The 15,120-nt window shown below is 74.7% G+C and carries 13 protein-coding genes; 6 read left to right on the top strand and 7 right to left on the bottom strand.

The genetic code is table 11. From position 1 onward, the window contains the following. Positions 1-4: 4 nt before the first annotated feature. The 3 genes from ACZ7C5_RS30035 (at position 5) to ACZ7C5_RS30045 (ending at position 3,871) form a co-directional block, all read left to right on the top strand. The gene (locus ACZ7C5_RS30035; protein ID WP_401088276.1) at positions 5-1,510 is read left to right on the top strand and encodes a DUF8189 domain-containing protein; all 1,506 of its coding nucleotides are present in this window, start codon (positions 5-7) and stop codon (positions 1,508-1,510) included. A 215-nt stretch (positions 1,511-1,725) separates the two neighbouring features. After that, positions 1,726-2,490, top strand: coding sequence for a serine/threonine protein kinase (locus ACZ7C5_RS30040; protein ID WP_401088277.1), 765 nt, complete (start codon positions 1,726-1,728; stop codon positions 2,488-2,490). 13 nt (positions 2,491-2,503) lie between these two features. After that, positions 2,504-3,871 carry a serine/threonine-protein kinase gene (locus tag ACZ7C5_RS30045; protein ID WP_470323840.1) on the top strand — a complete coding sequence of 456 codons (1,368 nt, stop codon included), beginning with the start codon at positions 2,504-2,506 and terminating at the stop codon, positions 3,869-3,871. Positions 3,872-3,892: 21 nt separating this feature from the next. Here ACZ7C5_RS30045 and ACZ7C5_RS30050 read toward each other — a convergent pair whose 3' ends face one another. Next, positions 3,893-4,864, bottom strand: coding sequence for a hypothetical protein (locus ACZ7C5_RS30050; RefSeq protein ID WP_401088281.1), 972 nt, complete (start codon positions 4,862-4,864; stop codon positions 3,893-3,895). Between the two features lie 181 nt (positions 4,865-5,045). After that, complete coding sequence (locus ACZ7C5_RS30055) at positions 5,046-5,651, bottom strand: TetR/AcrR family transcriptional regulator (RefSeq protein ID WP_401088283.1); 606 nt, start codon at positions 5,649-5,651, stop codon at positions 5,046-5,048. A gap of 114 nt (positions 5,652-5,765) precedes the next feature. On the opposite strand from ACZ7C5_RS30055, the gene ACZ7C5_RS30060 reads away from it, so the two are divergent. Next, the gene (locus ACZ7C5_RS30060) at positions 5,766-6,818 is read left to right on the top strand and encodes an alpha/beta fold hydrolase (RefSeq protein WP_470323841.1); all 1,053 of its coding nucleotides are present in this window, start codon (positions 5,766-5,768) and stop codon (positions 6,816-6,818) included. 66 nt (positions 6,819-6,884) lie between these two features. On the opposite strand, the gene ACZ7C5_RS30065 is transcribed toward ACZ7C5_RS30060, so the two are convergent. Further along, a complete protein-coding gene (locus ACZ7C5_RS30065) occupies positions 6,885-7,574 on the bottom strand; it encodes a response regulator transcription factor (protein ID WP_470323842.1) in 690 nt (229 codons plus the stop codon). Further along, on the bottom strand, positions 7,571-8,818 hold the full coding sequence (locus tag ACZ7C5_RS30070) for a sensor histidine kinase (protein WP_401088289.1): 1,248 nt from the start codon (positions 8,816-8,818) through the stop codon (positions 7,571-7,573). The genes ACZ7C5_RS30065 and ACZ7C5_RS30070 overlap by 4 nt, the downstream gene beginning before the upstream one ends. Before the next feature lie 325 nt (positions 8,819-9,143). Between ACZ7C5_RS30070 and ACZ7C5_RS30075 the strand changes: the two genes are divergently transcribed. Together ACZ7C5_RS30075 and ACZ7C5_RS30080 are read left to right on the top strand one after the other, a co-directional pair. Next, positions 9,144-11,333, top strand: coding sequence for an MMPL family transporter (locus ACZ7C5_RS30075; protein ID WP_401088291.1), 2,190 nt, complete (start codon positions 9,144-9,146; stop codon positions 11,331-11,333). Between the two features lie 78 nt (positions 11,334-11,411). Next, complete coding sequence (locus ACZ7C5_RS30080; RefSeq protein WP_401088293.1) at positions 11,412-12,914, top strand: hypothetical protein; 1,503 nt, start codon at positions 11,412-11,414, stop codon at positions 12,912-12,914. A 201-nt stretch (positions 12,915-13,115) separates the two neighbouring features. Here ACZ7C5_RS30080 and ACZ7C5_RS30085 read toward each other — a convergent pair whose 3' ends face one another. The 3 genes from ACZ7C5_RS30085 to ACZ7C5_RS30095 all read right to left on the bottom strand — a co-directional run bounded on the left by ACZ7C5_RS30085 (position 13,116) and on the right by ACZ7C5_RS30095 (position 15,082). Then, positions 13,116-13,868: a nicotinamide mononucleotide transporter family protein gene (locus ACZ7C5_RS30085; RefSeq protein WP_470323843.1), complete on the bottom strand. Its 753-nt coding sequence runs from the start codon at positions 13,866-13,868 to the stop codon at positions 13,116-13,118. A gap of 208 nt (positions 13,869-14,076) precedes the next feature. Beyond that, positions 14,077-14,502, bottom strand: a complete 426-nt coding sequence (locus ACZ7C5_RS30090; protein WP_470323844.1) for a riboflavin kinase — start codon at positions 14,500-14,502, stop codon at positions 14,077-14,079. After that, positions 14,495-15,082 (bottom strand): flavin reductase family protein, encoded by a 588-nt coding sequence (locus ACZ7C5_RS30095; RefSeq protein WP_401088298.1) that lies wholly within the window; start codon positions 15,080-15,082, stop codon positions 14,495-14,497. Before ACZ7C5_RS30095 ends, ACZ7C5_RS30090 begins: the two co-directional genes overlap by 8 nt. Positions 15,083-15,120 lie beyond the last annotated feature (38 nt).

Raw genomic sequence — 15,120 nt, forward strand, 5'->3', positions numbered from 1 at the left:
GTCGGTGCGCTTCTCCCTCCCCCGCAGCGCCTCGCGGGCGGCCCTGGCCGCGGTCGCCCTGCTGCTGCCGGTCACCGTGCCGGCCGCCCCGGCCGCGGCCGCCGGGTTCGCGGCTTCCTGTCCCTCCGCCGGCTTCATCTCCCAGCACTACACCCAGGAGCACAACGGCATCGACATCGCCGCCCCGCACGGCACCCCGATCCACGCGGTCGGCGACGGCAAGGTGCTGATCTCCGGCCCGGCGCAGGGCTACGGCCAGTGGATCCGCGTCCTGCACGAGGACGGGACCATCACCGAGTACGGGCACATGTACGAGCGGGACGTGGCCACCGGCGACCACGTGACGGCCGGTCAGCAGATCGCCCTGATGGGCAGCGAGGGCACCGCCGACGGCCCGCACCTGCACCTGCGGGTCTGGGCCGACCCGGACGCGTCCGTGCGCACCGACCCGGAGCCCTACCTCGCCGAACGCGGCGTCACCGTGCCCTGCACGCCTGGCTCGGGCCCCCGTCCGACGCCGTTGGTGTATCCGGCGGAGTCGGGGCGGGTGGTCTCCGCGCGGTCGGCGGACGGACGCCTTGAGGTGTTCGCCGCCGGGGCGAACGGTGTCTCGCACGCCTGGCAGACGGCGGTGAACGGCGCCTGGTCCGAGTGGGAGAACCTCGGCGGCCCCGGCGGCGCGGAGTTGGCGATCGGACCGAACGCCGACGGGCGCCTGGAGATGTTCGCCATCAACGGCGACTCCTTCCAGCACCGCTACCAGCTCCAGCCCTCCGGCGCCTGGTCCGACTGGGAGACCTTCGGCACCGGCGGCCACGACATCGCCACCGGCACCAACCAGGACGGCCGCCTCGAAGTCTTCGCCTCAGGGCCCAACGGCATCTACCACAAGTACCAGACGGCACCCTCCGCCGGCTGGTCCGAGTGGGAAGCCACCGGCGGAGGACCCGCCAACAGCGAGATCGAACTCGGCAAGGCCCCCGACGGACGCCTCGAAGCCTTCGCCCTCAACGGCACCACCTTCCAGCACCAGTGGCAGACGGCCGTCAACGGCACCTGGTCCACCTGGGACACCTTCGGCGAAGGCGGCCACGACCTCACCGTCGACCACAACCAGGACGGCCGCCTCGAAGTCTTCGCCTCAGGACCGGCCGGCGTCTACCACAAGTACCAGACCAACCCCACCAGTTGGTCCGGCTGGGAAGCCACCGGCGGCCCCGCCGACTCCCAGCTCACCAGCCACCCGACCGCGGACGGCCGCGTCGAGGTGTTCGCCATCAACGGCAGCACCGCACAGCACATCTGGCAGACCGGCATCGACGCCCCCTACAGCCCGTGGGAGACGTTCGGCGGAGGTGGCAACGAGATCGGCGCCGCCGCCAACGCCGACGGCCGGATCGAAGTCTTCGGCACCAGCACCACCGGCGTCCACCACCGGTGGCAGACCGGATTCGCCACCTGGTCCGACTGGGCCTGGCTCAACACCACCCCCGGACCCGCCGTCGACTGACCCCGCCGGCACCCCTCCCGGGCCCATGGCCGTGCCCGGGGGCGCCGAGGCTCCGAACACCCGCCCGAACCCTTCCCTCCCGCTTTGTCAAGTACCCTGCGGCATACGGTTTACAGTCGTGCGCGAAGAGGTACCGTTCGTCCGTCCGGCAACAGTCGGCACGCGAAACGGGGAGCGGTGCACAGCACCGGAGCGGTGCGCGGGACGGAGGAACGGTGAGCGGGATTGTCGTCCACCTGCCGGAGGGGAACGGCGACGACACGGTGACCTTGCGGCTCGGCCCCGGAGAGCGGGCACGCTTCGGCCGCGGCTCCGCCCGCACGCCGGTGGAGCTGCGCCTCGGCGACGAGACGGTCTCCCGGCTGGCCGGCGAGATCCACGCGACCGACGACCACTGGCAGTTGAGCAACCTCAGCAACACCCACGCCTGCCTGGTGGAGAACCCGGAGGGCGCCGGCGAGTACCTGCGGGTGCCACCGCGGCGGATCGGCGCGCCGATCCCCTTCGAGTTCTCCCGGGTGGTGCTGCCCTCCCGCCGGGAAACCCCGCTGTCCTTCCAGGTGTTCGCGCCCGACCACGTCTACCTGGACCCCCACGCCCGCGGCGGCTCCGGGGAGAGCCGCACCATGACGGCGTACTCGCTGGACGAGACCGCCACCTACTTCCTGGTCCTGGTCGCGCTCTGCGAACCGTGGCTGCGCGACCACTCCCCCGCCGCCGTCCCCACCACCCCGCAGGTGGTCGCGCGGCTGCACGGCCACCCCGCCTGCGCCCGGCTCACCGCCCGCGCGGTCAGCTCGCACCTCGACTACCTCGCCGACGAGAAGCTCCGCATCGACCTGCCCGACGGCGCGGGGCGCGCGGACCGCCGCAGCGGCAAGCGCGAGGCCGTCGTGGGACTCGCCCTGAAGTTCGGCATCGTCCGCGAGGAGCACCTCGCCCTGCTGCCGCGCCCCGAGCCCGTCGGGTCCGGACGGTAGGGGGAGGGCACCCATGGTGCACGACCGGGCCGACCCGGCCTTCCCCGGGGACGGTGAGGAACTGCTGCCGGCCGGCCACCGGGTCGGCGAGTGGACCGTCACCGGGCCCATCGGCGAGGGCGGCTGGGCGACCGTCTACGCCGCCCGCGGCACCGGCGCCGACGAGACGACCGGTACCGACGACGTGGACGGCACCGTCGCCCTCAAGGTGCTGCCGACCGCCGGACTCACCCCCCGCCAGGCCCGCCAGGTCGCCGAAGCCGCCCGGCGCGAGGCCGAGTTGGCCCGCGGCGCCCCGCACCCCCGGCTGGTCCGCCTGCTCGACACCCTCGTGCTGGCCGCCCCCGACCACCCCTCGCTCGACGGCGCGATCGTCCTGGTCATGGAACGGGCCAGGTGCACCCTGCGCGACCTGCTCGCCACCGGCGTCGACGAGGCCGGGGGCCGCCGGATCGTCGTCGGCATCTGCGAGGGCCTGGCCCATCTGCACCGCTCCGGCTGGGTCCACAGCGACCTCAAACCGGAGAACGTCCTCATCGGCCGGGACGGCGAGGTCCGCCTCTCCGACTTCGGCCTCGCCATCGAACTCACCGGCACCCACGGCCACTCCGCCCCGATGGGCACCCCCGACTACCTCCCGCCGGAACGCTGGAAGGAACCGCTCGGCGAACACGGCGTCAAGGTCCGGACCACCGCCGACATCTGGGCGTTCGGCATCGTGATCCACGAGGTCTTCGCCGCCGGTGTCCGGCCGTTCCCGGGCGACACCCCCACCGCCCGCTGCGCCGCCGCCCAGCAGTATGCCGAGGGCCGCGCCGCGCTGCGCCTGGCCGCCGCCGTCCCCCCGTTCTGGCGCGCCCTCGCCGCCGACTGCCTCGCCCCCACCCACGCCGCCCGCGCCCCGCACACCGCCGAGAGCCTGCTCGCCCGGATCCGCGCCCACCGGCCCGGCCCCCACCCACGCCGGCCGCGCCGCCCACGGCCGCGCACCGCGCTGCTCGCCCTCGCCTCCTGCGCCACGGCCGCCGTCACCGCCACCGCCCTCTGGCCGGACCCCGGTCCACCCGGACGCCCCGCCCACGTCCGGGTCTTCAACGCCGAACGCGGCTGCCAGGACCGCACCGACCGCGACCCCCAGTGCAGCCTCGGCCTCGCCGTCGACCCGACGCGCCCCTACACCGCGGGGAACGTCGTGCCCACCCGCGTCTGGCACAACGACACCCTCGACGCCGACTGCCAACTCCCCACCGGTCTGCCCGTCATCAACGAGGAGGACCTCACCTCCACCCTCTGGTACCGCATCCACCTCCCCGGCCCCACCACCGCCTGGCTCCCCGCCGTCCGCACCCGCGACCGCCCCGCACTCCTGCGCTGCCCCTGACCGCCGGCGGGCCCCCACGTCCTACCGGCCGCTCCCGCCCGTCGCCGCCCCGCCGCCCGTCGCCGCCCCGCGCAGGGACACCCCGAAGTGGGTGCGGAGCCGCCGCACCTCCCACCAGGCCACCGCCGTCACCGTCGCGGGACCGCCGACCACGGCGGCCAGCTGTACGGGCAGCGGACCGGGCGGCAGCCCGCCGAACACCAGCCCGATCACGGCGAGTTCCCAGACCAGGACGCCGGTCAGCACCGGCGGGAACACCGGGTGCACCCGGTCCATGGTGAAGGCCGTACGGACCACCGTCGGCGAGGCGAACACCACGAACATCACCACCCAGACCGGCACCGCCAGGACCAGCAGGTCGAAGACCTGCCCGACCAGCAGCACCCGCACCGACCCCCGCAGCTGCCCGGCCAGCCACAGCAGCACCGGAACCGCCGTGCACGCGCCGACGTACTGCAACGCCATCAGCACCGCCGGTCGCACCTGCGCCCGCATGGCCGGGCGCGCGGCCGGCCCGGCGAGCCTGAACAGCACCCCGACCACGACCGGCGCCGTCACCAGCACCAGCACCGGAGTGATCGTCAGCCGCATCTGCACCTGGTCGTTGGCCTCGCTCCAGTCGTCCGGTGACCCGTACACGGCCAGCACCACGAACCCCGCCGCGAGCGCCAGCCACCCCCGGGCCTTCTGTACCCGCAGCACCACCTGGTCGGTGATCCCCCGCGGCCCCGGCACGACGAACACCCGCCGTGCCAGCCGCCGCGCCGACCTGGCCATCGGGTAGAGCCCCAGGAACATCAGGAACGGCCACAGGCAGAACAGCGCCGGCACCAACGCCCACCCGCCGACCGCCCGCCGGGCGGGCGCCAGCAACTCCCGCAGGGTGGGCCACTCCTCGCCCCTGAACCGCTGCCGGAGCGGAACGCCCTGCTGCCGGAACTCCCCCTGGTGGAAGGGGTTCCGCTGGTAGGAACTCTGGTCCCCGTACGTCACACCAAGTCCTCACGCGGTCGCCGCCCTGCTGCCGGTACCCGGTCAGCCCTTGCAGCGCCGCACCCTACTGCCGCCCGCCCACACCCCGCACGCCCGGGCATCCACGCACCCGGGCGCCGCGCCGTGACGTGCGGTGACGCGCGCTCAGGCGGGTGACGCACCGGCCCCCGAGGCCCGGGGGTCAGTCCTCGGCCCGCCCCCTGAGGCCGTCCAGCACCAGGTCCGCCAAACGCTCCGGCAGGTCCGGCCCGATCGGGCGGTGGCCGAGCAGGGCGCGGGTCTGGAGCGGGGAGCAGAGCAGTTCCAGCGCGAGGGCCGTGTCGGTGCCCGCGGGGAGCTCCCCGCGGTCGACGGCCCGGTCGACGATGGCGCCGGCCTGATCGAGGCGGGACTGCCAGAAGGCCTGCCAGGCCTCGGCGAGGTCGGGGTCCCCGGCGCTGAGCGAGGCCGCCTGCGCGACGGACCGGCCGGCCGGCGTGGCCAGGTACTCGGCCAGCGCGCGGGCGAAGGCGGCCAGGTCGGTGCGGACGGCTCCGGTGTCGGGGACGGGGATGCCCTCGCTGCTCCCGGTCAGCATGGCGTCCAGCACGAGCTTCTCCCGGCTGCCCCAACGCCGGTACACCGTCGTCTCGTTGACCCCCGCACGGGCCGCGACCCCGGCGATGCTGAGCCGGGTGATGCCCTCCTCGGCCAGCGCCTCCAGGGTGGCCGCCAGAACGGCCTGGCGGACGCGGGCGGCTCGGCCGCCCGGGCGGCGCCGGACCGCCTCCGCTTCTTCCTCGGTCATGTGTCGATCACCTCGGCCACCACTCTAACGCAGGTCTTCTTGCATTAAGCGGCACCCAGGCGCATAGTCGCTAATGCAAGAGTTCCGGCTTTAAAAGCAGCAGGAGGCACCACCATGTCCTTCACCTGGCCCCTGGACCCGCAGGACCTGTTCGTCGAGCGCTACCCCCAGATGACCCTCGGCCTGCCCGCCGACGAGGTGGACGCGGTCCGCGCCGCCGTCACCGGGATGTGGCCCGACCGGCCCGGCGGCTGGGTGTACGAGTGGTCCGCCCTCGCCGCCCGGCACGCCGCGGCCGGGCACCACCGGCCGGCCGCGCAGGCGTACGGCTGGGCCAAGTTCCCCGCCCTGGCCGACGGCCCCAAGCGCACCGCGCTCGCCCGCCAGGTCGAGCAGTACCTCCTCGCCGCCCCCGGCTTCCCGGTGGAGTTCGAGCGCCGCACGCTCACCGTCCCGTACCGCGGCGGCGAGACCACCCTGCCGGTCCACCTGATGGCCGCCCCCGGTCTGCCCGCCGACGCGCCGGTGGTGCTGGCCAGCGGCGGGGTGGACTCCTGGAAGACCGACCTGCACGGCATGTGGGAGCAGCTCGCGCTCACCCTGCCCGCACGGCTGCTGCTGTTCGACCTCGCCGGCACCGGCGAGACCGCCCACCTGCCGATGACACCGGACGGCGGGGCCGAGGTGATCGCCGGACTGGTCTCCTTCGCCCGCACGATCGGCAACGGGAAGGTCGGCCACTTCGGCATCTCGATGGGCGGCTACTACTCCGCCCGGAACGGACTGACCGGCGCGGTGGACGCCTCCGTGGTGCTCGGCGGCCCGGTGGAGCGCTCCTTCGCCGCGGGCCGCGGCTTCGCCTTCGGCATGGAGGGCATCGTCGGCAACGCCCTGGGCTTCGACACCCTGCCGAGCCCGGCCGAGCGCGAGGCGGCCTTCGCGGCCTTCGACCTGCGCCCGCTGCTGGACCAGGACGCCAACGGGCCGATGCTGGTGGTCAACGGCACCGAGGACGTCCACGTCCCGCTGGACGACACCCTGGTGTTCGAGGGCCGCCGGGACACCCGGGTCGAACTGATCCCGGACACCGGCCACTGCGCCATCTCGCGCTTCGGCGAGGCGATGGCCGTGATCACCCCCTGGCTGGCGGACACCCTGGCCGGCTGACCCGGCGGTCCGGTCAGGGCACGGGCCCGCCCGGCGCCGCCTACGAGTCGGGCCCGCGCCCACGGGTCAGGCCTGGTCGCCGCCTCCGGCCCGGGCGGTGACCAGGCCGGACTCGTAGGCGGCGATGACCGCCTGGGCACGGTCCCGGACGTCGAGCTTGCCGAAGATGCTGGTGATGTAGTTCTTCACCGTGGAGGCGCTGATGTCCAGCGCGCGGGAGATCCCGACGTTGTCGAGGCCGCCGGCCATCAGCCGCCACACCTCGACCTCCCTGGGCGTCAGCCCGCACACGTCGGCCGGCGGCTGCGGGGCGCTCAGCGGCGCCCGGACGTAGGTGGAGATCAGCCGGGTGAGCAGCCGCGGGGCGACCGCGGCCTCGCCCGCGTGGACGGTGCGGATCGCCGCGCCCAGGTCCTCCGGCGAGACGTCCTTGGGCAGGAACCCGTGGGCGCCGGCGCGCAGCGCGGCCACCACGTACTCGTCCATGTCGAAGGTGCTGAGGGCGAGGACCCGGCAGCCGGGCAGGGTGCGGGCCAGCTCCCGGGTCGCGTCGACCCCGTCCAGGACGGGCATCCGGATGTCCATCACCACGACGTCGGGGCGCAGCCGCTGGGCGAGGGCGACGGCCTGCTCCCCGTTCTCGGCCTCGCCGACCACCTCGAAGGACGGGTCGGGCGAGAGGATCAGCGACAGTCCGCGCCGCACCAGCGGCTGGTCGTCCGCGATCAGGACCCTGATGCCCGGCGCCGCGCTCATCGGGCGGCCGTCCCGTGCTGGACGGCCGCGTCGGCCGTCTCGTCGGAGGCCAGCGGGAGGTCCGCCAGCACGGCGAACCCGCCGTCCGGCCGGGGGCCGGCCGCCAGGGTGCCGCCGTGCAGGGCGACGCGCTCGCGCATGCCGATCAGCCCGTACCCGCCCCGGCTCCCGGCCGGCGGCGGCTCCTGGGCCGGCACGCCCCCGCCGTCGTCGCACACTTCGACGGTGACCCGGTCGGGACGGTACGTCAGGAGGACGCGGGCGCGGGCGGGCCCCGCGTACTTGCGGGTGTTGGTGAGGCCCTCCTGGACGATCCGGAACACCGTCAGGCCGACGGTCGGCGGCAGCGGGCGACGGGGCCCGAGGACGCTGAACTCCGTCGGCAGGCCGACCCTGCGGGACTCGTCCACCAGCCGGTCGAGGTCCTCCACCCCGGGCTGGGGCGCCGGCGGTGCGGCGTCCGGCTCGTCGCCGGCCCGCAGGACGTTCAGGAGCTGGCGCATCTCGCTCAGGGCCAGCCGCCCGGAGGACTCCAGGGTGACCAGGGCGTCCCTGGCCACCTCCGGGTTCGCCAGGTTGGCCCTGGCACCGCCGGCCATCAGCTGCATGGTGGTGATGTGGTGCGCCACGATGTCGTGCAACTCCCTTGCGATGCGGCGGCGTTCGCCGGCCACGGCGCGGTCGGCCAGCAGCCTGCGGTTGGCCGACACCTCCCGTTGCCAGCGCGCGACCCCGAGTCCGGCGCCGGTCACCAGCAGGGCGGAGCAGGAGGTGGCGACGAGCCCCTGCCAGGTGGGGAGCCCGAAGTGGCTCTGGCTCAGCATCATCAGCACCGTCGTCGCGGCGGCGGCCGCGGCCGTCACCGGGCCGGTGCCGGCCCGGGCGACCGAGTACAGGCCGACGATCAGGACGGCGCCGAAGTGGTCGCTCGGCGGGATGGACAGGTCGACCCCGGCCTCGATCACCAGGACCGCGGCGAGCGCCGGCAGCGGGCGGCGGCGGCGGACGAGCAGCGGCAGGGCCGACAGCGCGACGAGGAGCAGGCCCGGCGCGCTCACCCTGCGCACCCCGTCCAACTCGCTGAAGAGCAGGTAGTTGAGCAGGTCGAGCGTGCAGGCGACGGCGGCGACCAGGGCGTCGGTGTGGGTCCACGGCGCGTTGTCGCCGCCCTGCGGACCGTCCGCCGTACCCGCCCCGCCCGCCGTACCCGTCGCCCCCGCAGCGGGGCCCTGCCGCCCGCCCATGGTCGTTCCCCTCACTGCCCGGCCAGCGCCGCGCGTCCCTCACCGGCCCCGGCACGGGCGTCCACCCGCGCTGATCAGCCCCGACGGCCCCATTGTGTCATCGGCCCACCCCGCCCCGGCATGGTCCCAGCGGCCGATCACGGCGGCACCGGCCAGGACCACGGTCCCGGGTCCCGGCCCGGCCGGGGAGCTGGGGCCCCGGTACGGATCGTCCGGAGCAGGGACGTGTGCGGCCCCTCCCGGGTGATGGTCTGGAACCCGGCCGGGAACCCCCGGCGCCGAGACTGCTGTCGTGGACGTCCGCGTCCACCGTCGGAGGAAAAACGTGATCCGCGCACTGACCGGGTTCTCCACCAGGAACCCATGGAAGGTCATCGTCCTGTGGGTGGTGCTGGGGGTCGCCCTGAGCGGCCTGACACCGGCCCTGATGGCCCGCGTCACCCAGAGCCAGAGCGCGGACTTCCTGCCCGCCTCCTACGACTCGGCCGCCGCGCTGCGGATCGCCGAGGAGAACTTCGGGCTGAAGCCCGACGCCACCACGGTGACGGTGCTGGTCGCCAGGACCGACGGCGCCGCCCTCACCGCCGCCGACCAGCAGCGGATCGAGGCCGAGGCGGCGAAGCTCGCCGGGCGCCGGGTCGCCATGCCCAGGAAGAGCGACGAGCCGGCCTTCCTCGTCCCCGACCGCTCCCAGACCCCCCGGATCGCCCCGGCGATGACGGCACCCGACCGGAGCTTCGAGCTGCTCTCCGTCGAGCTGGTCGGCACCCCCTCGGACGAAGGGGTGCAGGGCGTCTTCCGGGCCTTCCGGGACTCCGCCAGGACGCAGTTCTCCGAGGCGGGGATGCGCACCGGCTACACCGGAGGACTCGCCGACGCGGTGGACACCGCCGACGCCCACGGGACCGCGGTCAAGGTCGGGGGCGCCCTCGTCATGGGGCTGATCGTCCTGCTCAACGTGCTGGTGTTCCGCAGCGTGGCGGCGGCCCTGCTGCCGCTGCTCGCGGTCGCCATGATCGGCGGCACGGCCGGCGGGGCGGTGGCCGGCGCGGCGATGCTGACCGGTCTCAAGCTCGACGCCGGCACCCCCGGACTGATCTCCGTGGTCCTGGTCGGCATCGGGATCGACTACCTGCTGTTCCTGCTCTTCCGGTTCCGCGAGCAGCTGCGGGCGCGGCCCGAGCAGCCCGCCCGCGAGGCGGCGGCCCAGGTCTCCGCCCGGGTCGGCACCGCGATCACCTCGGCCGCGCTGACCATCGTGGCCGCCTTCGCCACCCTCGGGGTGGCGAGCTTCGGCCAGTTCCGTTCGCTGGGCCCGGCCATCGCCATGGCGGTCCTGGTGATGCTGCTGGGCAGCCTCACCCTGATGCCGGCCCTGCTCGCCGCGTGCGGCCGCGGGATGTTCTGGCCCTCCCGCACCCTGAGCCACCGCCCGCGCGAGGGCTTCGCCGCCCACTTCGGCGCGCTCGTCGCCCGCCGGCCGCTGCCGATGCTGCTCGCCGCCGTCGCCCTGCTCGGAGTGCTGGCCGCCGGGATGGCCGGGATCCGGATGGACTACGGCCAGGGCGGCGCCACCGGGAAGACCCAGGCCGCGGCCACCGCCGCCGAGATCTCCCGCGCCCTGCCGGCCGGCGTCTCCGACCCGACGAGCGTCTACGTCGTCACCACGGACGGTTCCACCCTCGCCCCTCAGCGGCTGGACGGCCTCGCCCGGGCCCTCGCCGGGGTCGACGGCGTCGGCAAGGTCGGCGGAACCGCCTTCGACGGGGGCCGGCACGCCGCCAGGATCGACCTCTACCTGAACACCGACCCGCAGAGCCAGCGGGCCCGTGACCTGGCCTCGGGCCCGGTCCGCGCCGCGGTCGCCGCCCACACCCCCGCCGGGACCACGGCCCACGTCGGCGGCACGGCGGCGGTGTTCGCCGACATCTCCGTCGCCGTCGACCACGACCTGGCGGTCGTCTTCCCGGTCGCCGCCGCCCTGATCGCCCTGATCCTGCTGGTGCTCCTGCGCAGCCTGCTCGCCCCGCTGGTCCTGATGCTCTCCGTCGGGCTCGGCTTCGTCGCCACCCTCGGCGCCGCCACCCTGCTGTTCCAGCACGGTCTGGGCGAACCGGGCGTCAGCTTCACCCTCCCGCTGGTGCTCTTCCTGTTCGTGGTGGCGCTGGGCACCGACTACAACATCCTCATCACCGACCGGATCCGCGAGGAGATGCGGGTCCCGGGGCCGACCCGGGCCGCCGTCGCCCGCGCCGTCCGGCACACCGCGCCCGCCATCGCCACGGCCGGCCTGGTCCTGGCGGGCTCCTTCGCCACCCTCGCCGCCACGCCGGGCAGCGAGCAGGTCGCCTTCGCGCTGACGCTCGGCATCCTGCTCTCCGCCGTCGTGCTGTCGCTGGTCCTGGTGCCCGCCGTGGCCGCGCTGCTCGGCCGCGCCATCTGGTGGCCCCTGCGCCCGGCCCGCCACCGCACGGCCGCGCCGGCCCCGGAGCCCGTCCACGTCCCCGCGCCCTGACCTGCCTCACCCGCCTCCTGCCACGGCCGGAACCGGACGATCACCTCGCCCGGTTCCGGCCGTGGCAGGCTCGTGCCCATGGCCATGACCCCGCCCTCGAACGCCGAGGACTTCACGTTCACGCTGGACGACGCCCTCGACATCCCGGTCCGCGTGCGCTCCGACGGTGACCTGACGCGGTGGCGGGAGCCAGGACGGACCAAGGCCGCACAGCCCTGGCCGCACGCCCACGGCCTGCCGGGGGACGGCGAGTACCTGGTGACGACGACCTGGCGCCAGCTGGTCGACGCGGCCACCAGCGTGGGTCGGGACCTCACGCCGTGGCTGCGCCGGACGCCCTCGCTGGCGGTCAACGAACTCGTCGCCCGGGTCTCCCCGCTCCACGCGTACCTGTCCCTGCGGGACTTCCCGGTGCCCGCCGGCAAGGGAGCGGGACGGCGCCTGTTCGTGAGCGCCGTGTACCGGCACGGCACCGAGCGGAGCGCCCACAGCGCCTTCGGCTACCACCTGGGCATGACGATGGCCCAGTGGCTGACCGTCGGCATGGCCGGCCTGCCCTCGACCGTCCACCTGGAGGGCGGCGGCGTCCCGGAGTTCACCGACGCGTCCGAGAAGTTGCCGGACCTGTACGGCAACCATCCCGCTGAGGAGCTGCCCTGGCTGATCGAGGCCAAGGGCCGCAAGCACCTGGGAAAGCAGCGGCTGAGCGAGGGCCAGGAGCAACTCGACGGCGGCTCGGCCGCGATGGCCGTGCCCCACCGGCAGGTCCTGTGCGGGACCTCCCTGCCGCGGGCCGACCGCTGGGAGGACGACCCGCTGTTCATGATGGTCAACACCGCCGTCGTGGTCCCCCCGCCCGGCGGCGGCACCGTCCACCACCTGCCCGACCCCCCGTCCGGCGACGACGAGGAACAGGCCCCCTCCTCACCGGACGCGCTCCTTCGGGTGGCACGCCGGCAGCTCCTCGTCTACCGGGCCCTCGCCTTCGGGGCGGTGCAGGACCGGCGGATGATCCGTCTCAGCGGACCCGGGCACCGGGAGGGCCGGGCCAGGTCCGGGGCGAACCGGACGCTGCCCCTGGAGTTCGACACCGGTACCCGCTACCTGCGCGAGTCCCCGCGGCGGCACGGCGTCCCGGACGCATGGGCGGACCGGATGGAGGGCGCCCGGACCTTCCTGGTCGGCCGCATCCCCGGCGTGGGCCTGCACCTCGGCATGTCCAGCGGACTGTACGCGGCGTGCGCGGCCCTGCACCGCGCACAGGCGGAGGTGCCGGCCGACGAGCCGGTGTTCCCGCCGGACGTGCCGCTCGCAGGCCTGGACGAGGACGACCGGCGGGAGGAGCGGAGCCGGCGGGCCCGCCGGACGTTCTACGACCGCGAGCACGAACTGCTCCCGCGCACGAAGCGGGACATGGCCGACGCCTACGGGGAGGCGGAGAGAGCACCGGAAGGCCCGGTCGGCACCGGCTTCCGCCCGGAACCGCCGGATCCGGTCCGGGAGTTGCTGGAGGCCAGGACCGCGGAGACCTATCTGGCGATCGAGCCCACCGACCCGGTCCTGGCCCCCTACCGCCGCTGAGCCGCGCCGGTACCGGTCAGCTCTCCGGAGGGGCGCTGATCCGCCGCACCCCGAAGCCGATGCGCTCCAGCCAGGCCGCGGCTCCGGCCTTGCCGCCGGAGAACTCACCGCTGGTGAGGGCGCGGCCGAGCGCAGCGCGGGCCGGCCCCCGGGGGTGGGCCGGCCCGCTGGTTCGGTGTGCCGTGGCGCGGTGGCCGACGGTCAGTCGGCGGCGCCGACGCGGGGAGCGGGGCCGCCGCCCTGCCGGGTCTCGTCCCCGGTCTCGTCCCCGGCCTCGCTCCGGCCCTCGACCAGGACGGCGGGCTCCAGTGGCGAGGCGATCTCCTGCGGCTTGCTGCGGGAGGCCCAGTCGCGGATGCCGAGCAGCACCATCACGAAGAAGATCCCGTAGACGATGCCGGAGAAGTACAGCTCGGAGTGGACCGCGAGCGGCACGCCCACCAGGTCGACGGCCAGCCAGACGAACCAGAACTCCACGTAGCGGCGGGCCTGGCTGTACATGGCGAGGATCGAGCCGATGAAGATCCAGGCGTCCGCGAGGACCATCCACAACGGCGCACCGGGGTAGAAGGAGGCGTCCGCCCCCTTCAGCACCGCGCCGAACACGGCCGTCCCCAGCACCATCGCGGCGGCCAGCACGACGCGTTCCTGCCACGACGCCCAGCGGACGTTGATGGTGCCTTCCTGCTCGCGGCTGCGCTTCCAGGTCGCCCAGCCCCAGGAGGCCGACACGATGATGACGATCTGTCGGGCGGCGTTGCCGCCGAGGTGCACGTTCAGGCTGGCGATCAGGAGCAGCACCGAGCCGAGGATCTGCACCGGCCAGGCCACCAGCGAGCGCCGCAGGGCCAGCCAGACGGTGGCGAGCGCCAGGATGTTGCCGAGGAAGTCGGACCAGTAGACGGGGAGGCCGAAGAAGCTGAACTGCTCGTTCAGCCAGTGGAATGCGCTCATGACTCACACCTTTGTTCGTGCCGAGCGAGGTGGGGGAGGACGGTCGGCCCCGCCGAAGCGGGGGGAGCGGGGCCGACCGGGCATGTGGCTCAGGGCGCGCGGGCCCGGTGGGGCCGGCCCGCGCGCCGGGCAGGGAGAAGGGTGGTGCGGGTGGATCGGAGGCGCCCCGGGGGGTGAGGGGGGGCTTCCGGAGGGTGGTGCCGGTGGATCAGGAGAGGACGGCGAGGACGCGCCGTCCGCGCTCGGAGTCCAGCAGGGCCTCGGAGCGGCGGACGTCCTCCCGGGCGGCGAGCAGCAGCTCGTCGACCGAGGCGAACCTCTCGGTGCCCCGGATGCGGGCGACGAACCACAGGTCGATGTGTTCGCCGTACAGGTCGCCCGGGGCGTCGTGGCAGTACACCTCGGTGTGGATCTCGGAGGTGTCGCAGAAGGTGGGGTTGGTGCCGATGCTGATCGTCGCGCGGTGCACGGTGCCGGTCGTGCGCCGGGCCAGCCAGCCGCTGTAGATCGCGGGCGGCGGGACGGGCGTGCCGGGGTCGGGGGCGATGTTGGCGGTGGGGAAGCCGAGCCCCGTCCCCCGGCCGGCGCCGTGCACCACGGTGCCGGCCAGGGGGGTCGTCGGGACGTCAGCCATGGGGGGTGAGCTCACGGAACTGGCTGGTGTGGAAGACCAGCGGCTCCACCCCGGGGAACAGCTCGGCGGTGAGCAGCTCCATCAGGACGATCTCGTGGTCGCCGCCGTCGTACACCGCGTACACCCGGGCGGTCAGCCAGAGCGCCGCGTCGTGGATCAGCACCGCGCCGTCCGGGGTCGTCCGCCACCCGGTGCCGTCGAAGCGGTCGCCCTCGCGGGAGGCCAACCGCCGGCAGAGCGCGCCCTGGCCGCGGCTGAGCACGCTCAGTCCCAGCACCGGCGCCTCCCCCAGCCTCGGCCAGGTGGTCGAGGTGCGGGCCACGCTGACCGCGACCATCGGCGGCTCCAGCGAGATCGACACGAAGGAGCTCACCGCGAGCCCGACCGGCTCGCCGTCGCGCAGCGCGCCGAGCGCGACCACGCCGGTGGGGTAGGCCCCGAAGGCCTGGCGCAGCACCGCGGCGTTCAGCCGGTCCGCGTCCGAGGCCGCCGCGTGCGGCTGCTCCGGGTCGCCCGGTGCCGCCGGGTGCGGCCCGACGGGTGCGGCGGGCGGGTTCGGGTGGTGGGCGGGAGTGACCATGGTCGTCGCCGTCCTCTCGTGTCGTCGCGGCTGGGGTG

It is taken from the genome of Kitasatospora sp. NPDC036993, from assembly GCF_055607525.1.